At 67.6% G+C, this 20,423-nt stretch carries 21 protein-coding genes; 9 read left to right on the top strand and 12 right to left on the bottom strand.

The features are described from left to right. Positions 1–227: 227 nt before the first annotated feature. From I4484_RS17910 to I4484_RS17900, 3 genes are all read right to left on the bottom strand, one after another. Positions 228–668 carry a DNA polymerase III subunit chi gene (locus I4484_RS17910; protein ID WP_197448572.1) on the bottom strand — a complete coding sequence of 147 codons (441 nt, stop codon included), beginning with the start codon at positions 666–668 and terminating at the stop codon, positions 228–230. Between the two features lie 193 nt (positions 669–861). Beyond that, positions 862–1,923, bottom strand: a complete 1,062-nt coding sequence (locus I4484_RS17905) for a branched-chain amino acid aminotransferase (protein WP_197451108.1) — start codon at positions 1,921–1,923, stop codon at positions 862–864. Between the two features lie 167 nt (positions 1,924–2,090). Continuing rightward, positions 2,091–3,611 carry a leucyl aminopeptidase gene (locus tag I4484_RS17900; protein ID WP_197448571.1) on the bottom strand — a complete coding sequence of 507 codons (1,521 nt, stop codon included), beginning with the start codon at positions 3,609–3,611 and terminating at the stop codon, positions 2,091–2,093. Between the two features lie 117 nt (positions 3,612–3,728). On the opposite strand from I4484_RS17900, the gene lptF reads away from it, so the two are divergent. The 5 genes from lptF (at position 3,729) to bfr (ending at position 7,351) form a co-directional block, all read left to right on the top strand. Further along, a complete protein-coding gene (gene lptF / locus I4484_RS17895) occupies positions 3,729–4,808 on the top strand; it encodes an LPS export ABC transporter permease LptF (protein WP_197448570.1) in 1,080 nt (359 codons plus the stop codon). Then, positions 4,808–5,872 (top strand): LPS export ABC transporter permease LptG, encoded by a 1,065-nt coding sequence (lptG, locus tag I4484_RS17890; protein ID WP_197448569.1) that lies wholly within the window; start codon positions 4,808–4,810, stop codon positions 5,870–5,872. The genes lptF and lptG overlap by 1 nt, the downstream gene beginning before the upstream one ends. 37 nt (positions 5,873–5,909) lie before the next feature. Further along, positions 5,910–6,389, top strand: coding sequence for an RDD family protein (locus tag I4484_RS17885; RefSeq protein WP_197451107.1), 480 nt, complete (start codon positions 5,910–5,912; stop codon positions 6,387–6,389). A gap of 100 nt (positions 6,390–6,489) precedes the next feature. Then, entirely contained in the window at positions 6,490–6,696 is a 207-nt protein-coding gene (locus tag I4484_RS17880; protein WP_197448568.1) for a (2Fe-2S)-binding protein, read from the top strand. 172 nt (positions 6,697–6,868) lie between these two features. Next, positions 6,869–7,351, top strand: coding sequence for a bacterioferritin (bfr, locus tag I4484_RS17875; RefSeq protein ID WP_197448567.1), 483 nt, complete (start codon positions 6,869–6,871; stop codon positions 7,349–7,351). A gap of 73 nt (positions 7,352–7,424) precedes the next feature. Here the strand turns inward: bfr and I4484_RS17870 are convergent, their stop codons facing one another. The 6 genes from I4484_RS17870 to I4484_RS17845 form a co-directional block, all read right to left on the bottom strand. Continuing rightward, positions 7,425–7,652, bottom strand: coding sequence for a DUF1653 domain-containing protein (locus I4484_RS17870; protein ID WP_197448566.1), 228 nt, complete (start codon positions 7,650–7,652; stop codon positions 7,425–7,427). Between the two features lie 15 nt (positions 7,653–7,667). Then, entirely contained in the window at positions 7,668–8,522 is an 855-nt protein-coding gene (gene tcdA / locus I4484_RS17865) for a tRNA cyclic N6-threonylcarbamoyladenosine(37) synthase TcdA (RefSeq protein ID WP_197448565.1), read from the bottom strand. Between the two features lie 27 nt (positions 8,523–8,549). After that, positions 8,550–9,317, bottom strand: coding sequence for a pseudouridine synthase (locus I4484_RS17860; RefSeq protein WP_197448564.1), 768 nt, complete (start codon positions 9,315–9,317; stop codon positions 8,550–8,552). Between the two features lie 79 nt (positions 9,318–9,396). Beyond that, positions 9,397–10,695, bottom strand: a complete 1,299-nt coding sequence (locus I4484_RS17855; protein ID WP_197448563.1) for a Glu/Leu/Phe/Val dehydrogenase — start codon at positions 10,693–10,695, stop codon at positions 9,397–9,399. 102 nt (positions 10,696–10,797) lie between these two features. Next, positions 10,798–11,343: a GNAT family N-acetyltransferase gene (locus tag I4484_RS17850; protein ID WP_197448562.1), complete on the bottom strand. Its 546-nt coding sequence runs from the start codon at positions 11,341–11,343 to the stop codon at positions 10,798–10,800. Positions 11,344–11,472: 129 nt separating this feature from the next. After that, a complete protein-coding gene (locus tag I4484_RS17845; protein ID WP_197448561.1) occupies positions 11,473–12,891 on the bottom strand; it encodes a hypothetical protein in 1,419 nt (472 codons plus the stop codon). A gap of 177 nt (positions 12,892–13,068) precedes the next feature. On the opposite strand from I4484_RS17845, the gene I4484_RS17840 reads away from it, so the two are divergent. Continuing rightward, positions 13,069–13,734 (top strand): SDR family oxidoreductase, encoded by a 666-nt coding sequence (locus I4484_RS17840; protein ID WP_197448560.1) that lies wholly within the window; start codon positions 13,069–13,071, stop codon positions 13,732–13,734. A gap of 2 nt (positions 13,735–13,736) precedes the next feature. On the opposite strand, the gene I4484_RS17835 is transcribed toward I4484_RS17840, so the two are convergent. Beyond that, positions 13,737–14,279 (bottom strand): phosphatase PAP2 family protein, encoded by a 543-nt coding sequence (locus tag I4484_RS17835; RefSeq protein WP_197448559.1) that lies wholly within the window; start codon positions 14,277–14,279, stop codon positions 13,737–13,739. After that, positions 14,251–15,414 carry a glycosyltransferase family 1 protein gene (locus I4484_RS17830; RefSeq protein WP_197448558.1) on the bottom strand — a complete coding sequence of 388 codons (1,164 nt, stop codon included), beginning with the start codon at positions 15,412–15,414 and terminating at the stop codon, positions 14,251–14,253. The genes I4484_RS17835 and I4484_RS17830 overlap by 29 nt, the downstream gene beginning before the upstream one ends. A 181-nt stretch (positions 15,415–15,595) precedes the next feature. On the opposite strand from I4484_RS17830, the gene aceK reads away from it, so the two are divergent. The 3 genes from aceK to I4484_RS17815 are packed head-to-tail and all read left to right on the top strand — an operon-like array spanning position 15,596 to position 18,946. Next, complete coding sequence (gene aceK, locus I4484_RS17825; protein WP_197448557.1) at positions 15,596–17,341, top strand: bifunctional isocitrate dehydrogenase kinase/phosphatase; 1,746 nt, start codon at positions 15,596–15,598, stop codon at positions 17,339–17,341. 21 nt (positions 17,342–17,362) lie between these two features. Beyond that, the gene (locus tag I4484_RS17820; RefSeq protein WP_197448556.1) at positions 17,363–18,097 is read left to right on the top strand and encodes an NAD-dependent deacylase; all 735 of its coding nucleotides are present in this window, start codon (positions 17,363–17,365) and stop codon (positions 18,095–18,097) included. Positions 18,098–18,145: 48 nt separating this feature from the next. Next, entirely contained in the window at positions 18,146–18,946 is an 801-nt protein-coding gene (locus tag I4484_RS17815; protein WP_197448555.1) for a tRNA-uridine aminocarboxypropyltransferase, read from the top strand. Between the two features lie 4 nt (positions 18,947–18,950). Here the strand turns inward: I4484_RS17815 and I4484_RS17810 are convergent, their stop codons facing one another. Beyond that, positions 18,951–20,357: a sensor domain-containing diguanylate cyclase gene (locus I4484_RS17810; protein WP_197448554.1), complete on the bottom strand. Its 1,407-nt coding sequence runs from the start codon at positions 20,355–20,357 to the stop codon at positions 18,951–18,953. Positions 20,358–20,423: the final 66 nt, after the last annotated feature.

The raw sequence follows: 20,423 nt of genomic DNA, 5'->3' as shown, positions 1-20,423 counted from the left end.
GCGAAAAATGGGCTCGATTATAGCGCGATGGGGTGCTTGGCGTCAGCCAGACGTGAACGGACGGATCGGTACAGCCTCTGAGGGGCGCCGGGGGCAGGGCGAAGAGGAGGTCTTTTGCCAGGGATGGCAAAAGTAGCGCCCAGGGATGGGTTCACAGCGCCTCCTCGCAGTCCCTGTCGCCGGATCAGCCCCGGTATAGGCGGCCTCTCGTAACACCGGGACGGGACTCACCCCTTGAGCTGATGGGCCTTGACGGGATAGCCGCGCTGCTTGTAGGTCTGCCAGCACTCGCGCTTGGCGACGAGCACCTGCTGGTGCTGGTTGATGATCTCGGCGACCCGCTCGAAGCGCGAGAACCACTCGGGGATGCCCGGGTCGAGGTTGAGCAGCGCCATGGGCGCTTCGGCGCTCGGCTCGGGCGGCTGCTCCCAGCCGATGGTCACCGCCACGCTCTCGGCCATCTCGCTGCCGAGCAGGGCGTGGGGCAGGTAGGCCTCGGGGCGAAAGGTCCACAGCCGTTCGTCGAGATCGCTGGCCATGGCTTCGTCCTCGGCGTGCAGATGCAGCCGGAAGCCCTTGCCGGCGATGGTCTCGGCCAGCCGACAGGCGAAGTCGAGCCGTGCTTCCAGCGTGGTGTCGGGGAGGATGTAGAAATCTACTTGGGTCATCAGAGTCTGCTCGGGGCTTTCCCGACGGGCAGGCCTTCGCGGAGGCGCTGTGAATACTTCCCTGTACGCTACCGACGCCATCCCTGGCGTAGGACCTCCGCGCCGGCCTGCCCTTCGGCGCCCCTCGCCTCAGTGGTAATAGTCGTGGTGGCAACGGACTCGCACCAGCGAGCCCATTGCGGCGACTTCGCTGTTACACCAGGCGGGTCAACCAACCATGCGTATCTTCGGCGCGGCCGTACTGCAGATCGAGCAGCTTGCCGCGCAGGCGCTTGGCGATCTCGTTGCCGGCGTCGGGCATCTGGATGGTGTCGTCTTCGCTGATCAACTGGCCCACCGGGGTGATCACCGCGGCGGTACCGCAGGCGAAGACCTCGGCGATATCGCCGGAAGCCACGCCGTCGCGCCACTCGTCGATGCTGATGGCGCGCTCCTCCGGGGTGAAGCCTTCGTCGCGGCCGAGGGTGAGCACCGAGTCGCGGGTCACGCCCTCGAGGATGGTGTCGGTCAGGCGCGGCGTGACCAGGCGGCCGTCCTTGTAGACGAAGAACAGGTTCATGCCGCCCAGCTCCTCGACCCACTTGTTCTCGGCGGCGTCGAGGAAGGCGACCTGGCTGCAGCCGTGCTTCTCGGCTTCCTTCTGGGCAGCCAGCGAGGCGGCATAGTTGCCGCCGCACTTGGCGAAGCCGGTGCCGCCGGGGGCGGCGCGCTTGTAGTGCGAGGAGAGCCAGATCGACACCGGGGCGATGCCGCCCTTGAAGTAGGCGCCGGCGGGGGAGGCGATCACGTAGTAGTCGACCTCGTGGGCCGGACGCACACCGAGGAACTTCTCGCTGGCGATCATGAACGGGCGCAGGTAGAGGCTCGACTCGTCGGCCTCGTTGCGGGGCGTCGGCACCCAGGCGTGGTCCTGGGCGAGCAGCGCCTTGAGCGAACCGACGAAGTCCTCGTCGCTGAGTTCGGGCAGCGCCAGGCGGCGGGCGCTGCGGCGGAAGCGCTCGGCGTTCTTCTCCGGGCGGAACGACCACACCGAGCCGTCGGCGTGGCGGTAGGCCTTGATGCCCTCGAAGATTTCCTGGCCGTAGTGCAGCACGGCCGCCGCCGGGTCGAGGGTCAACGGGCCGTAGGGGCGCACCTCGTGGCCGTGCCAGCCGGCCTCGGCCGTCCAGCGCACGTGGGCCATGTGGTCGCTGAAGTAACGACCGAAACCGGGGTTGGCAAGGATGTCGTCACGAATGTTGGCTGCCGTGGGCATGGCGCTTGGCAGTATCTCGAAGGTGGCGTTGGGCACGGCAAAAGGGTCTCCGCTATGCCGGGATTCCGGCGTTTTCTTGGGCTTCTTGACGCCCCGGGTCGGCCGACCCGGGGCGTGCAATGCGTCAGATGTAACGGTTGCCGGCGGCGATGGCAACCTTGGCGGCGTCAGCCGTCGTTCTCGACCTGGCGCGCCTCCTCCTCGCGGTCGAGCAGGTATTGGGTCAAGAGCCCCACCGGGCGGCCGCTGGCGCCTTTCTGCTTGCCCGAGGTCCAGGCGGTGCCGGCGATGTCCAGGTGTGCCCAGGGGAACTTGTCGGCGAAGCGCGAGAGGAAGCAGGCGGCAGTGATGGTGCCGGCCGGGCGCCCGCCGATGTTGGCCATGTCGGCGAAGTTGGAGTCGAGCTGCTCCTTGTACTCGTCCCACAGCGGCAGGTGCCAGGCGCGGTCCCAGGCGGCTTCGCCGGCGTCGAGCAGGTCGAGCGCCAGGTCGTCGTCGTTGGAGAGCAGGCCGGTGGCGTGGTGGCCCAGGGCGATGATGGCCGCCCCGGTCAGGGTGGCGATGTCGACCACGCTGGCGGGCTCGAAGCGCTCGGCGTAGGTCAGGGCATCGCACAGCACCAGGCGCCCTTCGGCATCGGTGTTGAGTACTTCGACGGTGAGGCCTTTCAGCGTCTTGATGATGTCGCCGGGCTTGGTGGCGCGGCCGTCGGGCATGTTCTCTGCGGCGGCGACGATGAACACCAGGTTGAGCTTGGGGCGGATGCCGAGCACCGCCTTGGCGGTGCCGAACACGCTGGCCGCCCCGCACATGTCGAACTTCATCTCGTCCATCGCCTCGCCGGGCTTGAGCGAGATGCCGCCGGTGTCGAAGGTGATGCCCTTGCCCACCAGCACGTGGGGCGCCTCGTCGGCGCTCTCGGCGCCCTGGTACTTCATCACGATCAGGCGTGAGGGCTGCTCGCTGCCGCGGCCCACCGAGAGCAGGCTGTGGGCGCCGAGCTCCTCCAGCGCCGCCTCGTCGAGGATCTCGACCTCGAGGGCACCGCCCGATTCGCGACCCAGCTGTTCGGCCTGCTCGGCCAGGTAGCTCGGGGTGCAGACGTTGCCCGGCAGGTTGCCCAGGGTGCGGGTGTAGGCCACCCCCTGGCCTACGGCGTTACCGATGCGTGCGCCCTCGCGCGCCTCGTCGGCGGCCTCGGCGTCGCTCAGCAGCAGGGTGACCTGGTCCAGTGGCGGGCGCGGCGCTTTCTCCGACTTGAACTCGTCGAAGCGGTAGACGGCGCGCTGCGCGGCTTCGGCGGTCATGCGGGCCTTCCAGGCGACGCTGCGTTCGGGAACCGGCACGTCGGTGAAGGCCACGGCGAGGTCCTCGATCTTCAGGCCGGCGGCGGCGCTGAAAGCGGCATCCAACGCCCGGATGAAGGCGCGCTCCTGGCACTTGTCGCGCTCGCCCAGGCCCACCAGCAGCAGGCGGTCGGCGGACAGACCGGGGGCGAAGGGAATCAGCTGCACGTTGCCCAGCTTGGCGTCGAAGTCGCCGCGCTCGATCAACTGGCCGATCAGCCGCTCGCTGGCGTCGTCGAGCTTGGCGGCGGCGGGCAGCAGGTCGCCGTCCTTGAGGATCGGGACCACGATGCAGGCCGATTCGGCCTTGGCGGGATTGGCCGTCTGAACTGGGAATTCCATGGTGACTCCACAAGACAAGCGATGGGGGATTCTGGATAATGCCGGCACGGCTCCAGGCCACTGCCGAATCACCCCAGTGTACTCAAGGCATGGCGCCATTGCATGGAAGACCGCTGCATGATCATTTTTCGGTACCTGACCCGCGAAATCCTGCTCACCATGGCCGCCGTCGCCGGCGTGCTGCTGCTGGTCATCATGGGCAGCCGGTTCATTCGTTATTTCACCGATGCCGCGGAGGGCGACATTCCCGCCACCATCCTCGGCAACCTGATGCTCTATCATCTGCCCGGCTTTCTCGAGCTGATCCTGCCGCTGGCCTTCTTTCTCGGCATTCTGCTGGCCTACGGCCAGCTCTACCTCAACAGCGAGATCACCGTGCTGGTGGCCTGCGGCACCAGTCCTGCCCGGCTGTTCCAGGTCAGCCTGGTGCCGGCCACCCTGGTGGCGGTCGTGGTGGGGCTGTGCAGCCTGTGGTTGACCCCGGCCGGGGCACTGCACAACGCGGTGATGCTCGAGGAGCAGCGCAGCCGGCTCGACTTCACCGCCCTGGCGCCGGGGCGCTTCCAGGACTTCGGCGGCGGTCGCACCGCCTACACCGAGGCCTTCAGCCCCGACGGACAGCAAATGCAGGAGGTCTTCATCAGCGAGCGCCAGCGTCGACGCGACGGCACCCCGGAAACCGCCGTGACTCGCGCCGGCAGCGGCTACCAGACCGTGGACCCCGAGACCGGCAGCCGCTTCCTGGTGCTGGCCGACGGCGAACGCTACAGCGTCGAGCCGGGGCGCTTCGAAGCCGAGCGACTGGAGTTCGGGACCTACGCCGTGCGGCTCTCGCTCGGCGGCGAGCAGCGTGAGCTGGAGTCGGCGGAGTACGCCACCACGGCCGAGCTGCTCGATGACGGCTCGTCCCGTGCCCAGGCCCAGCTGCAGTGGCGGCTGTCGTTGCCGCTGATGGTGTTCATCCTGACGCTGATGGCGATGCCGCTCTCGCGGGTCAACCCGCGCCAGGGACGCTTCGCCAAGCTGCTGCCGGCGATCTTCCTGCACATCTGCTACCTGAGCCTGCTGCTGGCGGCACTGGATGCCATCGGCCGCGGGGCACTGTCGGCATCAATCGGCATGTGGCCGATCCATCTCGTGTTCCTGGCGCTCGGCGTGGGGCTGCTGATGCACAACCAGCGCAGGGGGATGCGCTGATGCTGACGGACCGTCTCGACCGCTATATCGCCCGCAACGTGCTGGGCGCGATCCTCGTCGTCCAGGTGGTGCTGCTCGGCCTCGATCTGGTGATCACCTATATCAACGACCTGGACGATGTCGAGGGCAACTACGGCGCCTTGCAGGTGCTGCTCTACCTGCTGATGCGTCTGCCCTGGCGCTTCTATCAGTATGCCCCGGTGGGCGTGCTGATCGGCGCGCTGATCGGCCTTGGCAGCATGGCCTCGAGCAACGAGCTGACGGTGATGCGTGCCGCGGGGCGCTCGTTGGCGCGTATCCTGTGGGGGGTGATGAAGCCGATCATCCTGGTGGTGGTCATCCTGCTGCTGATCGCCGAATTCGTCAGCCCTCGTACCGAGCAGTTCGCCAGCGCCTGGCGCCTGGAACAGATGCAGGGGGAAGGCGCCCTGCTGACCCAGAGCGGTGGCTGGCAGCGCGAGGGCGACAGCGTCTATCGTTTCGGCGCCATTCGCGCCGACGACACCGTGCTCGACCTGACCCGCTACGTCTTCGACGGCAGGCGGCTGCGCGAAGCCGTCCAGGCGACGCGTGCCTCGTGGGAGGACAACCGCTGGGTGCTCGAGGAGGTGAGCGTCACGCGCTTTGGCGAAGACCGTACCGAAGCCGAGACGCACGACCGGCTGGAATGGGAGACGAGCCTGACCCCCGACCAGCTCAATCGCCTGCTGCGGGACGTCAGCAGCCAGGCGCCCAGCGAGCTGTGGGCCTACTCGCGCTACCTGCTCTCCCAGGGCCAGCAGGCCACCCAACCGCTGCTCTATTTCTGGCAGAAGCTCCTGCTGCCGCTGACCATGGCCTCGCTGGTGCTGGTCGCGGCGTCGTTCGTGTTCGGCCCGTTGCGTACCGTGGCGGCGGGGACGCGGGTGTTCTACGGCGTGGTCGTGGGGCTGTCGTTCAAGTACCTGCAGGACCTGCTGGCGCCGGCCTCCACCGTGTTCGGATTCTCGCCGGTCTGGGCCGTGCTGGCACCGACCCTGCTCTGCGCCGCCCTCGGGCTGTACCTCCTGCGGCGCTCGGGCTAATAGCTCCGCCGGCACGGACCTGAAACGAGAGACGATGATGCAACGACGATTCGACCAACTCGACGATGTGTGGCCGGCCGGCCTCGGACGGCGCCTGGGCGCCATGCTCTACGACGCCCTGCTGGTCGTGGCGGTCTGGATCCTGATCGGGGTGCTGCACGTGGTCTTCGTGCGCCAGGTGCTGGGCCTCGGTGCCGAGGAGGTCGGTGCCGGCATCGCGCAGCGCCTGTCGCTGCAGCTGCTGCTGGTGATGGGCGCCTTCCTGTTCTTCGCCTTCTCCTGGATGCGCGGCGGCATGACGCTGGGAATGCAGGCCTGGCGTCTGCGCGTGCAGACCCGCAGCGGGCACTCGATCACGCTGCGCCAGAGCCTGGTGCGCTACCTTGTGGCCTGGCTGTCGCTGGCGGCCTTCGGGCTCGGCTATCTCTGGGTCCTGTTCGATACCGAGCGCCGTAGCTGGTCCGATATCGCCTCGGGCACGCGAGTGGTGGTCCTGCCCCGGGCGAGCCGTCGCTAGGCGCCGGCTGACCGAGATCAAAAAATAGTCGATTCCCCCTTGCGATGGGCTATGCGAATCATTTACATTAACTATCGTAAGCATAGCGAGGTGGATGTCGATGTACGTATGTCTCTGCAAGGGCGTATCAGACCGCAAGATTCGTGAGAGCGTCGAGGGCGGTGCGCGTAGCTGGCGCGAGGTTCAGCAGGAAACCGGCTGCGGTACCCAGTGCGGCAAGTGCGCCAGCGTCGGCAAGACCATCACCCGTGAAGCGGTCAAGGCCGCCGTGATGGCGTCGGCCAACGACCTCGCCTATGCCGTGTAGAGTTCGGGCGCCCCGGCTCGCCGTTGTCAATCTCTCTCATTCTTGTTGCCATTAAATCCAACCGACTGTCTCGGTTGGATTTTTTGCGTTTTTGGGCTGATACTGCCTATGATGATTCGAGCATCATGCAACGACAAGGCCCCAGGCCGAGACGAGAGAAGGGAGAAAGGCAATGAAAGGCGATGCCAAGGTCATCAAGTATCTCAACCAGGCCCTCGGCAATGAGCTGGTGGCGATCAACCAGTATTTCCTTCACGCCAAGATGTACAAGGACTGGGGCCTCAAGGCGCTGGCCAAGTGGGAGTACGACGAGTCCATCGATGAGATGAACCACGCCGACAAGCTGATCGAGCGCATCCTGTTCCTCGAAGGCGTGCCCAACCTGCAGGACCTCGGCAAGCTGCACATCGGCGAGAACGTGCGCGAGATGCTCGAGAGCGATCTCAAGCTCGAACATGACGGGCGCAAGGACTACATCGAGGCCATCGCCTACTGCGAGAAGGTCAAGGATTACGTTTCCCGCGACCTGCTTCGCGACATCCTGGCAGACGAAGAAGAGCACATCGACCATATCGAGACCGAACTCGGCCTGATCGACAAGGTCGGCATCGAGAACTACATGCTGCGCCAGATGCAGGAAGCCGGCGACGAGTGATCGCTGGCTTGGCGCAACCCCCACGGCACCGATTCACGTCGGTGCCGTCTTGTTTGGCGGCTCCGTTCCACCTTCAGTTGAATGCCTTTTCGAGGTCGAAGCGCGGCACTGGCTCGCCGCGCACTTCCACGGTTTCGGTGAACATGGCCAGTGGACGCACCCACAGACCGTAGTCGCCGTACAGGGCGCGGTAGACCACCAGGGGCTCCTCGGTCTCGCTGTGGTGGGCGACGCCGAGCACCTCGTAGCGGTTGCCCTTGTAGTGGCTGTAGATGCCGGGAACGGGGAGGGGGTGAGACATCGCGTTGGACTCCAGTCAGGGGGGCGTGTCGTTGCCGGCCGCTGCCTCGGCGGCCTGCCTGGCCAGGCGGGCAAGGACCCGCGAGGCGGCGATGAAGCCGAAGCCACCGGTCACGAAGGTGGCTGCGCCTACGCCGGAAGCGCAGTCGAGCCGGGTCGACTCGCCGCTGCCAGGCTTTTGCAGGCAGACCTCGCCATCGACGCCCGGGTAGACCAGCTGTTCGTCAGAATAGACGCACTCCACGGAGAAGCGCCGCTTCGGGTTGCGCGAGAAGCCGTAGTCGCGACGCAGGCGGGCGCGTACCTTGGCCAGCAGCGGGTCGTGCTCGCTGCGCGCGAGATCCGCCACCTTGATCCGCGTGGGGTCGGTCTGGCCGCCGGCGGCGCCCGCCACCACGATGGGCAGCTTGCGCCGCCGGCACCAGTGAATCAGTGCGGCCTTGGCCATCACGCTGTCGATGGCGTCGACCACGTAGTCGGCGTCTTCCGGGATGCGCTGCGCCAGGTTGGTCGAGGTGACGAAGGCGGTATCGGCGGCGACCTCGATGCCGGGCTGGATCGCCCGGCAGCGCTCGGCCAGCACGTCCACCTTGGGTCGACCGATGGTGCCGTCGAGGGCCGGCAGCTGGCGGTTGACGTTGGAGACGCAGACGTCGTCGAGATCGATCAGCGTGAGCCGGCCGATGCCCGAGCGCGCCAGCGCCTCCACCGCCCAGCTGCCGACGCCACCCACGCCAACCACCACCACATGGGCGGCGCGGAAGCGCTCGAGGGCGCGGGCACCGTAGAGGCGCCGGATGCCGCCGAAGCGAAAGTCGTAGTCATCCTGCGCCGGCGGGGCGACATCGTGCGGGCTTGGAGGAGCGGTCATGGGGCGTATCGAACTCCGGCTCAGGTGTCAGGTGGCGACGGGCAGAGGGACGTCGGGACAACGGGCGCCATCGACCGGCAGGTGGCCGGCCCAGCCTAGGCGCTGGAACAGGGCCGTCATCGGGGCGTCAAGGGCGCAGCTCAATGCCAGCCGATGCCCGCTTACGGGGTGGTCGAAGCTCAGGCCAACCGCGGCCAGCAGCAGCCGCGGGCAGCCCAGGCGTTGGGCGAAGAAGCGGTTGTGGTTGCCCTTGCCGTGCTTGGCGTCGCCGATGATGGGGTAGCCGCGCCGCGACAGGTGGCGGCGGATCTGGTGGCGGCGCCCGGTAAGCGGTCTGGCCTCCATCAGCGAGTAGCGGCTGGTAGGGTAGCGATCCACCTGGACCGGCAGTTCCACGCTGTCGAGCCGCCTGATTTCGGTGACGGCTTCGAGCGCCGGCATTTCACTCTTGGGGCGGCTGCCGTCCTCCTCGCGCAGGGCATAGTCGAGCCGCTCGCACTCCGGGCCGGTGCCGCGTACCACGGCCAGGTAGCGCTTGGCGACCCGGCGCTCGGCGAAGCTGTCGCCCAGCCGGGTCGCGGTGGCCGGGTTCAGGGCGAAGACCATGACACCCGAGGTGGGGCGGTCGAGGCGATGCACCGGGTAGATCCGCTGGCCCAACTGGTCGCGCAGCCGCTGCAGCAGGAACTCGCGTTCGCCGCCGGCCAGCTTGGAACGATGCACCAGCAGGCCCGCGGGCTTGTGCACCGCGACCAGATGCTCGTCCCGATGAAGGATGCTCAAGGGTTCCGTCATGGCGACCCGATGGTTGCTGCAAGGGGCGCCATTGTCGCCCCCTCCTTGGCTCTTGTCACCTGTGCGCCGCCACGGGCGCTCACTCGCTGTCCTGGCAGTTGCCGCGCAGCTGGATGGCTTCGGCGATGCGCTCGATGCCCTGGCGATATGCCGCCTTGCGATAGGAAATTGCCTCCCGCTCGGCGCGTTCGAAGACCAGCCGGCTCTGTCGTTCGAGGCGCTTGGCCAAGCGAGAATCGATCTCCTCCTCGGCCCAGCGTTCCCCGCTGCGGTTCTGCACCCATTCGTAATAGCTGACGATCACGCCGCCGGTGTTGGCCAGCACGTCGGGCAGTACGGGCACGCCTCGCGCTTCGAGCCGCGAATCGGCACGACTGGTGACCGGCCCGTTGGCGATCTCGAGCACGGCACCGGCCTTCAGCTGGTCGACGTTGTGTTCGTGCACCTGATTCTCGAGCGCCGCCAGAACCAGGACGTCGACCTCCAGGGTCAGCAGGTCGTCGCGCTCGATCGGCTCTGCATCCTCGGCAATGCAAACCGAGTCGTCACAGTAGACCATGTCGTGCAGACGCTGGTTGCGGGTCTTCTGCGCCATGATGGGGTCCGGGTCGAGGCCTTCACGGCTGTAGATGGCGCCCTTGGAGTCGGACACCGCGACGATGCGGTAGCCTCGCGCATGCGCCAGGCGGGCGAAATGATAGGCGGCGTTGCCGAAGCCCTGTATCGCCAGGGTGATCTCCTCGGGCCTGCGCTCCTCGCGGGTCGCCCACAGGTCGAGCACGTGCAGGGCGCCGCGCCCGGTAGCGGCGACGCGGCCCAGCGAGCCGCCCAGGGCCGGCGGTTTGCCGGTGATGGCGGCAGGCACCTTGCCGCGGGCGAGGTGATCGAACTCGTCGGCCATCCAGCCCATGACCGTGGCATTGGTGTTGACGTCGGGGGCGGGGATATCGCGATCGGGTCCCATGATATCGGCGATGGCGCGCACGTAGCCGCGGGCCAGGCGCTCCAGTTCCAGCGTCGACAGCCGCTTGGGGTCGACCTTGACGCCCCCCTTGCCGCCGCCGTAGGGCAGGTCGACCACGGCACACTTCACCGCCATCCAGAAACTCAGCGTGGTCACTTCTTCCTGGTTCACGTCGGGATGAAAGCGGATCCCGCCCTTGGCCGGCCCCAGGGTGTCGCTGTACTGCACGCGCCAGCCGGGAAAGACCTTGAGACTGCCGTCGTCCATGCGCACGGGCACGCTGACCTGAAGGGACAGGTTGGGCTGCCTCAGGCGCTCCCTGGCATCTCCGTGCACGTCGATGGCATCGAATACCTCCTCCAGTCGTGAGCGGGCATCGTCGAACAGGTTGGCATGATCCGTTTGCCCTGACATCGGCTTCCTCCTGATGAGCGTGTTCCTCGTTTGCCTGGTTCAGCGTAGCAGCCCTGGGCGAGGGACGACTGGAGCCGGGGGAGGGGCGTACGATCCGCGCGCTCAGGCCTGCCAGTCGCGACGCTCGAGGCGGTAGATGCAGCCGGTCACGTTGCCCAGCCCGCGCTGCTCGATGAAGCGGAAGCCCAGTCGCTCGTAGAAGTGTCGAACGCGGCGATTGTCGGCCAGGACGGCGATCTGTACGGCGAATACCTCGGGGTCGGCAAAACAGAGGGCCAGGGCCAGCTGTATCGTGGTGGTGCCATAACCCTTGCCCAGCTCCTCGGGCTCGCCGATCCAGAGGTCGATGGCGCGCACGCCAGGGGCGAGTTCCCCCCAGTACGCGCTCTGCTCGCGGGCGGGGGCGATGATCTGAACGAAGCCGATGGGATATCCATCGCGTTCGGCGATGAATTGCCGGCGCCATTCGGCGTGATGGCCAAGCTCGGCGTGGCGATTCCCGCCTGCGCTGGGGGTGGCGAAGACGTGGGACTGGGTGTCCCAGTGTTCGAGCAGGGGCCTGTCTGTCGCGGCTGCAGGACGCAGGCGAAGCCTGCGCTTGACGTTCACTTCCATATGTCGAAGGGCAACGAGGGCCGCCGTCTCCATGCATGACGAACTCATGCACAGCATAGCAGCTGTACCGCAGGCCGGCATTGAGGCGGTATCCGCCGGTGGCGTGCGGCCCACGACGACGGCCGGCCCCGAGGCGGGGTCAGCCGTCATCGGTCGTTCACCTCACTCGCGATGCAACTGCAGCGTATAGCTGCCGCTCTCGCTGCTGCCGTAGGCGCGGGCGGTGGCTCGGTAGCTGCCCGGCTCCAGATGGCTGCTGATGCGTGCATTCAGCTCGCCGGCACCGTCGTCGTCGCGCAGGTACTGCCCCTGGCCGTCGAGTTCGAGAAAGGCATCGAAATCGTCCGAGAGCAGATCGAGACGATAGCGGCCGGCTTCCTCGACCACGAGTTCGTAGTAGTCGCGCGCGCCAGGCGCGAGCCTGGCGCGCACCGGATTGTCGATCTCCAGCTGGCCGTTACTGGGTAGCTCCTCCAGCGGAGTGCTGCTGGCTCGCAGCTCGAACAGGCCGCTGCCGTGGCCGCCGTGGCTGCGGGCGGTCACGCGATAGCTGCCGGCCTCGAGGGGAGAGTAAAGGCGGGCGTTGAGCTCACCGCCGCCGTCATCGTCACTGGCGAAGACGTTGTCGCCCTGCAGCTCGAGGTAGGCGTCGAAATCGGACGAGAGCATGTCGATGGTCACCGCCGCCGGCGACTCGAGGGTGAACTCGTAGTTCAGTGTCTCGCCGCTGAACCAGCCGTGCAATGGTTCGTCGAACGTCAGCTCGCCGCTGTTGCGCAGCGTCGCGCCGTCGGCCTGGGCATGGGGGCCGAGCTCCAGCGTATAGAGGCCGCCGTCGTGGTCGTAGGCGGCGCGGGCGGTCAGACGGTAATCGCCCGGCTCGAGGAAGTCGGCGATGCGGGCGTTGAGGTTGCCGGCGCTGTCGTCGTCCTCGCGGCGGTAGCCGTTGGGACCTTCCAGTACCAGGTAGGCATCCACGTCGCTGGAGCGCATCTCGATCTGGTACAGGCCGCTCTCCTCGATCGTCATGCTGAAGGTGTCGCCGTCACCTTGCAGCCAGCCATCGGCACGCGAGGGCATCTCGAGCGTGTCGCTGGTGGTGAGCTCCATCTCTCGGCTGGTCAGCGTGAAGGGGCCGTAGCTGTGCTTGTCGTGACCGCTGACCACCAGCAGGTAGTCGCCGCTCTCGTCGATACGCCGGCGCAGCGAGGTGGCGGCCGGTGCGTCGTAGTAGGCCGGGTTGGCACTCGAGGCGAGCAGGGTCTCCTCGCTGTCGTAGAGCGCCAGGGTGCCCTGCAGGGGGCCGCCGAGTTCGATCTCGATCAGCGCCCCCTCCTCCAGGGAGAGGGTGAAGCGCTGGAAGCGGCTGCCGTCCTTGCCGTTGAGCTCGCTGGCCGAGGTGATCTCGCCGCGCAGGCGTTCGCCAAGCGTCAGCACCGGGGACGCGGCGTTATCGGCAGCAGCCTCCTCGATGATCGGAGCGGTGGTCGGGGCCATGTCGGGCAGCTGCCAGCCGGCGACCAGGCCGACGGCGGCGCCACCCAGGGCGGCAAGAGTCATGGTAGAGGCGCGATTGGCCATGAAAGCATCCTTGTTCGATGGCAGGCATCGGTGAGGGGGCCCGGAGCGGGCATTACATTGCGTAACCATTATATTCCCGCCGTTACGTTGAAGGAAATGTGCCGAATCGGCGCTTGCACTCCCGGTTCTCGCCGCCACACTGACAACCCACCACCCCCCGACACAGAGGAGTCATTCATGTCTTCACGCGTGCTGATCACGGGAGCCAACCGCGGCATCGGTCTGGCGCTGGCCCGTCACTATCATGGGCAGGGCTGGCGGGTGGTCGGCGCCTGCCGCGCGACCTCCGCCGAGCTCGATGAAGTCGCCGAGCAGGTGGTCGAAGGCGTCGACGTGACCCGCTCCGAGGACGTGGCGAGGCTCGCCGAGGCCATTCGCGGCCAGCGTCTGGACGTGCTGGTCAACAATGCCGGCCTGCTGCACGATGAGTCGCTGGGCTCGCTGGACTTCGCCACCATCCAGCGGCAGATGGAGGTCAACGCCTACGGCCCGCTGCGGGTGACCGAGGCGCTGCTCGACAACCTGGGCGCCGGCAGCAAGGTCGCCAACGTCACCAGCCGCATGGGATCGATCGCCGACAACGATTCCGGCGGGCGCTATGGCTACCGGGCCTCGAAGGCGGCGCTGAATGCCTTCGGCAAGTCGTTGGCCATCGACCTCAAGCCCAAGGGCATCGCCGTGGCCCAACTCCATCCGGGCTACGTGCAGACCCGCATGGTCGACTTCGGCGGCCTGATCCCTCCCGAGGAGGCCGCCGCCGGCATCGCCGCTCGCATCGCGGCGCTGACGCTCGAGACCAGCGGCGGCTTCTGGCACAGCAACGGCGAGGCGCTACCCTGGTAGCTTCATCCCGCCAGGGTGAGGCTGGCCAGGCCGAACACGTAGCCGATGGCGGCACCGGCGGCCACGTCGCTGATGTAGTGCAGCCCGAGCCCGACCCGAGAGAGCGCGATGAGCACCGCCAGCGGTACCAGCAGCGGCAGCAGCCAGGGGGCATGGGCGGCGGTCATCACGCAGAACATCACCGCGTGCATGGTGTGCCCGCTGGGAAAGCTGTAGCGGTCGCGGGCCGGTTCGCCGCACTGGATGACATTGACGAAGGTGATGAAGGGCCGTTCGCGGCACAGCCGGGTCTTGATCAGACGATAGATCAGGATGGCGATGAGCCCCGTCGCGGCGTACTGCAGCAGGTAGGTGAAGCCGGCCTCGGGCTGTAACAGCGGCTGGGCGGCGATCAGCGCTACCCATACCGGCCAGTCGCCCACGCGGCTGGCCAGGCGCAGGGTGGCGAGCCACGGGGCATAGAGGCTGAGGCGGGCGAAGCGTCGGCAGAGCCGCCACTCCAGCAGGTCGAGGCGGTCAAATACGGCAAGGGTGCGTGGTCGCATGGCTCACCTCCCGGGCCTGTTCGAGTGCGGAAAGGAAGGTGTCGGCAACGGCCGGCCAGCGGCAGGCCTGGCTGCGCAGGCGTGCGGCGCGGCCCATCCGGGCGTAGCGGGCGGGCTGCTGGCACAGCGCCACGGCGGCCTCGCGAAACGCCGCGGCATCGCCGGCGGCCACGGTCACGCCGTTGGCCCCGCTGTCGATCAGCTCGGCGGCGGCGGCATGGCGATAGGCCACCACCGCCAGGCCGCTGGCCATGGCCTCCGGCACCACGTTGCCCCAGGTCTCGGAGAGCGAGGGGAACAGGAACAGGTCGGCGCTGGCGTAGTGCCGCGACAGGGCTTCCGGTGAGATGAAGCCGGTGAAGTGCACGTCGGGCAGCGCCTTCTCGAGCGAGCGCCGCGCCGGCCCGTCGCCGACGATGACCTGGGCCATGTCGGGGCGTGCGCTGCGCATGGCGTGCAGGGTCTCGCGCAGCAGCCCGAGGTTCTTCTCCGCCGCCAGCCGGCCGACGTACAGCGCCACCGGACGGTGCTCGCCCACGCCCCAGCGACGACGCAGCTCGGAACAGCGCAGCGCGGGCGAGAAGCGCTCGTGTTCGATACCGCGCCCCATCACCTCAAGCCGCTCAAAGCCCTGGCGAACGAGCTCCTCGGCCTGCTGCCGCGTGGGGACCAGGGTGGCCTGGCAGCCGTTGTGGAAGTGGCGCAGCGCACGCATCAGGGTCGGGGCCAGCCAGGGGACGCCATAATCGCCGCAGTAGTGGTCGAAATTGGTGTGCCAGCCGGCGACGAGCGGAATGCCCAGGCGGCGGGCCACGCGCCGTGCCGACCAGCCCAGGGGCCCCTGGGTCGCCAGGTAGACCACGTCGGGACGCTGCTTCTGCCACAGCCGCTGGATGCGCCGCGCGGCGGGCATGCCGATGCGCACCGCACGGTAGCCCGGTATCGCCACCCCTGGCACCCGCAGTTCGGCCTGCATGCCCCGGGTGCGCCGCGGGGCGCCGGCATCGGCCGGGTGGGGGCGGATGAGCTGCAGCGACATGCCCCGCGCCAGCAGCTCCTGGCTCAGCTGCAGGAGTGTATGGGCGACCCCGTTGATCTCGGGTGACCAGGTCTCGCTGACTAGACAGATTCGCATGGCATCCTCGCTGCCTGGGAGCTTGAGGGCGAGCATGCCTGCCGGGGATGACGACCCGGCGACAGCACGGTGATGAAAGGATGACGGCATGTCGTTGAACTACAGCGCGCCCCACCATGGTCGGCTCGCGCTGCGAACGAGAATTGGCGAAGCTGGTGGCCTACGTCGCCCGGAGTTCGCCATGAAGCATTCGCCTGCCTATCGCCTCGCCGCCACCATCCTGCACGGCTTCGACGAGTACCGTACCCGCTTCAAGGAGATCACCGCCGATGCCAGCCGGCGCTTCCGCGATGCCGCCTGGCGCGAGGCCCAGCAGGCCTCGGCCGAGCGCATCAACCTCTACGAGGAGAAGGTCGGCGAGACCCTGGGCCGGCTCCAGCGCGCCCTGGACGAAGACGACCTGACCCACTGCGAATGCTGGCGCGAGGCGCGCAACCACTACGCCGAGCTGATCAGCGAGCGGCTCGACTACGAGCTCGCCGAGACCTATTTCAACTCGCTGTTCTGCTCGATCTTCCATCATCGCCACATTCGCAACGACTGGATGTTCGTCTACAGCTCGCGGGATTCGGCGGCCCACCACTCCGGGCTCGAGCCGTGTCGCAGCCGGCGCGTCGCGGGCGACTGGGAGGGCGCGATCCGCTGGGCGCTGGCCGAGGCGCCGTTCGAGACCCCCTTCGAGGATCTCGCGCGCGACGTCCGGCTCGGCGGCGAGTTCCTGCGCGGCCATCTGCCGCGGACGCTCCTCGACGCGCCGGACGCCGAGATCGAGCTGCTCAAGAGCGTGTTCTACCGCAACAAGGGCGCCTATCTGGTGGGGCGGATCCGTGGCGATGGCGAACAGGTGCCGCTGGTGCTGCCGATCCTGCACGAGCAGGGCGAGGGGCTGCACCTCGACACCGTGCTGATCGAGTCGGACGAAGTGTCGATCATCTTCTCGTTCACGCGCGCCTACTTCCAGGTCGAGGTCCAGGTGCCGGGCGAGTTCGTCGACTACCTGCAGCAGCTCATGCCCGACAAGCCGGAGGGTGAGCTCTATTCGGCGATCGGCTTCTTCAAGCACGGCAAGACCGAGTTCTTCCGTGCGCTCAACCGCCAGGTGGCCAAGCGCGAGGATCAGTTCGTCATCGCCCCCGGGGTGCGCGGCATGGTCATGGCGGTGTTCGTGCTGCCCTCGTTTCGCACCGTGTTCAAGATCATCAAGGACCGCTTCGACCCCTCCAAGGAGATGAGTCACGACACCGTGCGCGAGAAGTACCGGCTGGTGAAGCGCCATGACCGGGTCGGGCGCATGGCCGACACCCAGGAGTTCTCCAACTTCATCGCGCGCAAGGATCACTTCTCCCCGGAGTGCCTCGAGCACCTGCTGGAGGTGGCCCCTTCAACGGTGTATCTCAGGGGCGACAAGGTGATCATCAAGCACTGCTACACCGAGCGCATGATGACGCCGCTCAACCTCTACCTGGAGCAGTGCGGCGACGCCGAGACCCAAGCGGTGCTCAAGGACTACGGTAACGCCATCAAGCAGATGGCGGCGGCCAACATCTTTCCCGGCGACATGCTGCTGAAGAACTTCGGCGTCACCCGCCACGGCCGGGTGATCTTCTACGACTACGACGAGGTGTGCTATCTCACCGAATGCAATTTCCGCCACATTCCCGAGCCGATGTATCCGGAGCAGGAGCTTTCCGGCGAGCCTTGGTACTCGGTAGGGCCCAATGATATTTTCCCCGAGGAGTTCGGCCCTTTCCTGTTCGCCGACCTGAAGTTGCGCAAGCTCTTCTACCAGCTGCACCCCGAACTGTTCGACGCCGACTACTGGAAGGGCCTGCAGCAGGCGATCATCGATGGACGGGTGATCGACGTCTACCCCTATCGTAACAAGCAGCGCTTCAGCGCCAATGAAGAGAACGGCTTGGTTTACTGATGTGAAGCAACGAGGGCCGTGATGGCAGAGGACGAGCGTCCCCACCTGGTGGTCTTCACCGGTTCGGGCATCAGCGCGGAGAGCGGCATCCAGACCTTTCGCGCCAGCGACGGGCTGTGGGCCGACCACCCCATCGAAGAGGTTGCCACCCCCGAGGCCTGGCGGCGCAATCCGGCCCGCGTGCTGCAGTTCTACAACCTGCGCCGCGAGCAGGTACGCCGGGCGCGCCCCAACGCCGCGCACAGGGCATTGGCGGCGCTCGAGCGGCAGGGCTTTCGGGTCAGCATCATCACCCAGAACATCGACGACCTTCACGAGCGTGCAGGCTCGCGCCACGTGTTGCACCTGCACGGCGAGATTCTTAAGGCGCGCTCCACGGTGGACGGCCGCATGCAGTACCCGCTGCCGCGCGGCGGCATCGAGCTGGGCGACATCTGCGACAAGGGTAGCCAGCTGCGCCCCGACGTGGTGTGGTTCGGCGAAAGCGTGCCGCACTTCGGCGAGGCCTGCGAGATTGTCGCCGAGGCCGATCTGCTGCTGGTGGTGGGCACGTCGCTCGCCGTGATGCCGGCCGCCTCGCTGCTCGAGCATGCGCCGCTGGACGCGCCCAGCGTGCTGGTCGACCCCGAGGCCGAGGTGCTGGCGCCGCCCGGCGTGACCCGCATCAGCCAGCCCGCCGGGAGGGGCGTACCGGCGCTGGTACGCCACTGGCAGCGTGAGGGAAGGCTGTGGGTGCCGCAAACCCTGCTGGGCTGATGCCGGTGGCGTGCTAGAATGCCGGCCCGTTTCCAAGATAGCGTACTGATGCTGGACGAGACCCTGCCCCAGGACCTTTCCACCGGTCACCCCGCGGCCGCGCTTTCGGCTGACCCCGCCCCCGGCCTTGCCCATGACCCCGGTACCGGTCATCCGCGGCCGCCGCGGCGCGAGTTCAAGGCGCGGGGCAGCTTCACCGAGCGCTGCGCCGGCTGCAACCTGCCGGTGCTGAACTGTCTCTGTCCCTACCGGGCCAGCGCCGAGAGCGAGGCGCGGGTGTGGCTGATCACGCATCCACTCGAGCACCTCAAGCCGACCAATACCGGGCGCCTGATCCGCGACGTGCTGCCCGCCACCGAGGTCTTCACCTGGTACCGCACGGCGCCGGACGAACGCCTGCTGGCGCTGCTCGATGACCCGCGCTTCGCCCCCTTCGTGATCTTTCCCGACGACCAGCCCGACTATGCCGAGCGGGTCGTGGGCATGGAAGCCGTCGGGGCCGCCAAGCGGAAGGACAAGGTACCGGTGTTCATCCTGCTCGACGGCACCTGGCGCCAGGCGCGACGGATCTTCCGCAAGAGCGACTATCTCGACCGGCTGCCGGTGCTGCCGCTCGCCACGAGTCGGGTGACCCGCTACCGGTTGCGCAAGCCTGCCTCCCAGGCCCATCTATGTACCGCCGAGGTGGCTGCCGAACTGCTGCGCCAGAGTGGTGACGGCGAGGCGGCCCAGGTCCTGGACGACTACTTCGACGCCTTCAATGTCAGCTACGCCGCCAGCCGCCGCTACGAGAAGCTCGAGGCGCCCACCGCCGCCATGCGGCGGCTGCTGGCCCGGCACGGCGGGTAAGCACTCAGCTGGCGCCGGCCAGCGACCGCACGCATGCACGTCCCGCCTGCTTGGCCAGGTACATCGCCTGGTCGGCGCGCCGCACCAGGACGCGGCAGCTGTCCCCGGGTTGGCGGGACGCGACACCGAAGCTGGCGGTGACCTGGCCGACGGGGGCGATGCGGCACTGGGCCAGGGTGCGGCACATGCGCCATGCCAGCTCCCGTGCCCGGGGCAGTTCGCACCCGGGCACGACGACGATGAACTCCTCGCCGCCCCATCGCCCTAGATGGTCGCTGTCGCGCAGGTGTGACTGGGCCTGCCGGGCGATGCGATAGAGCACCCGGTCGCCCGTCTCATGGCCATGGGTATCGTTGATCGACTTGAAGTGGTCGATATCGAACAGCAGCACCGCCAGCGGGGCCTCGTTGCGACTGGCCAGCGCCAGTTCGGTGTCGAGTACCTGCTCGATGCGGTGACGGTTGGCCAGCTGGGTCAACGGATCGGTGTAGGCGAGCCGCTGGAGCCGGGTGTTGCGTTCGTGCAGCAGGCGATAGCGATGCCGGGTCCGCTGTGTCTCGTGAAGCAGCGTGCGACGCAGCGCGGCCATCTGGGCGAGCTGCAGCAGCAGATGTCTGACGGGCGGTGCCAGGTAGCGTGGCCGGCGATCCCAGCAGATGGCCAGGCTCCGTCCCGGAGGGGCCTCGTGCAGGTCGAGGATCAGTGCCGCGCGGGCCTGGCGATCGGCCAGCCAGTGGCCCAGCGCCGGTGGCGCCAGGCGCAGCGGGCAGCTGGTGAGTTCGACGTGCGGACCCGGCGCTGTCCATAGCTCGACCGGGCCCGCCCGGGTATCGGCCAACCACAGCGACGGGCCGTCGCTGTGGTACACGGCGCCGGGAAGGCGTTCGGACGCCAGGCATCCGTGTTCAGGGCGGACCAGGGTGCACGATTCGAAGCCGGTCAAGGCCAGCAGGGCCTGCCGGAGCCGAGCGTCGAGCTCGCTGGCACTGTCGGCCTGGGCGAGGCGTGCTCCCCAGCTGCAGCCGAACCCCGGCAGGTCATGGGCCGTTCCCTCCAAGGGCTCGCCGGTGAGCACGACGTGTCGCCCGGTCGCCTGCAGGGAGAGGTGGAGCCCCGGCAAGTCGGCGCCGCCGCATGAGGTAGGCAGCGCAATGCCGGGCGATCCCGCGGCCAGCGCCTCCTGCAGGGCGATGACGCCATCGAGGCCCAGCACCCGCTCGGGGGAGCGGCCGAGCGCCTCGGCAGGCGAGAGACCGAAGAAGCGGGACAGGTTGGCGCTGGCGAGGCACACCTCTCGCCAGCCGTTGTCGAAACCAATGACACAACCATGAGGCTGTATCGCGCCGCTGGCGGCAACGGCTGCCGACGGGCAGACACTCGCATCGAGTTCCCTTTCAAGCGAGTCCGGCATGGGGATGTTTCCTGTTGTGTCGTCGACAGCAAGGGTTAGCTGTCGCCCCTGTTACGTGGCCCGCCA

This window comes from Halomonas sp. SS10-MC5 (assembly GCF_015992245.1).
GTDB classification, from domain to species: Bacteria; Pseudomonadota; Gammaproteobacteria; order Pseudomonadales; family Halomonadaceae; genus Halomonas; species Halomonas sulfidoxydans.
This window is presented reverse-complemented; position numbering and strand designations above follow the sequence as displayed.

Bases quoted from the DNA above. Each gene is read 5' to 3' on its own strand.
- I4484_RS17910 (WP_197448572.1), bottom strand. From the start codon at position 668: ATGACCCAAGTAGATTTCTACATCCTCCCCGACACCACGCTGGAAGCA.
- I4484_RS17905 (WP_197451108.1), bottom strand. From the start codon at position 1,923: ATGCCCACGGCAGCCAACATTCGTGACGACATCCTTGCCAACCCCGGT.
- I4484_RS17900 (WP_197448571.1), bottom strand. From the start codon at position 3,611: ATGGAATTCCCAGTTCAGACGGCCAATCCCGCCAAGGCCGAATCGGCC.
- lptF (WP_197448570.1), top strand. From the start codon at position 3,729: ATGATCATTTTTCGGTACCTGACCCGCGAAATCCTGCTCACCATGGCC.
- lptG (WP_197448569.1), top strand. From the start codon at position 4,808: ATGCTGACGGACCGTCTCGACCGCTATATCGCCCGCAACGTGCTGGGC.
- I4484_RS17885 (WP_197451107.1), top strand. From the start codon at position 5,910: ATGCAACGACGATTCGACCAACTCGACGATGTGTGGCCGGCCGGCCTC.
- I4484_RS17880 (WP_197448568.1), top strand. From the start codon at position 6,490: ATGTACGTATGTCTCTGCAAGGGCGTATCAGACCGCAAGATTCGTGAG.
- bfr (WP_197448567.1), top strand. From the start codon at position 6,869: ATGAAAGGCGATGCCAAGGTCATCAAGTATCTCAACCAGGCCCTCGGC.
- I4484_RS17870 (WP_197448566.1), bottom strand. From the start codon at position 7,652: ATGTCTCACCCCCTCCCCGTTCCCGGCATCTACAGCCACTACAAGGGC.
- tcdA (WP_197448565.1), bottom strand. From the start codon at position 8,522: ATGACCGCTCCTCCAAGCCCGCACGATGTCGCCCCGCCGGCGCAGGAT.
- I4484_RS17860 (WP_197448564.1), bottom strand. From the start codon at position 9,317: ATGACGGAACCCTTGAGCATCCTTCATCGGGACGAGCATCTGGTCGCG.
- I4484_RS17855 (WP_197448563.1), bottom strand. From the start codon at position 10,695: ATGTCAGGGCAAACGGATCATGCCAACCTGTTCGACGATGCCCGCTCA.
- I4484_RS17850 (WP_197448562.1), bottom strand. From the start codon at position 11,343: ATGGAGACGGCGGCCCTCGTTGCCCTTCGACATATGGAAGTGAACGTC.
- I4484_RS17845 (WP_197448561.1), bottom strand. From the start codon at position 12,891: ATGGCCAATCGCGCCTCTACCATGACTCTTGCCGCCCTGGGTGGCGCC.
- I4484_RS17840 (WP_197448560.1), top strand. From the start codon at position 13,069: ATGTCTTCACGCGTGCTGATCACGGGAGCCAACCGCGGCATCGGTCTG.
- I4484_RS17835 (WP_197448559.1), bottom strand. From the start codon at position 14,279: ATGCGACCACGCACCCTTGCCGTATTTGACCGCCTCGACCTGCTGGAG.
- I4484_RS17830 (WP_197448558.1), bottom strand. From the start codon at position 15,414: ATGCGAATCTGTCTAGTCAGCGAGACCTGGTCACCCGAGATCAACGGG.
- aceK (WP_197448557.1), top strand. From the start codon at position 15,596: ATGAAGCATTCGCCTGCCTATCGCCTCGCCGCCACCATCCTGCACGGC.
- I4484_RS17820 (WP_197448556.1), top strand. From the start codon at position 17,363: ATGGCAGAGGACGAGCGTCCCCACCTGGTGGTCTTCACCGGTTCGGGC.
- I4484_RS17815 (WP_197448555.1), top strand. From the start codon at position 18,146: ATGCTGGACGAGACCCTGCCCCAGGACCTTTCCACCGGTCACCCCGCG.
- I4484_RS17810 (WP_197448554.1), bottom strand. From the start codon at position 20,357: ATGCCGGACTCGCTTGAAAGGGAACTCGATGCGAGTGTCTGCCCGTCG.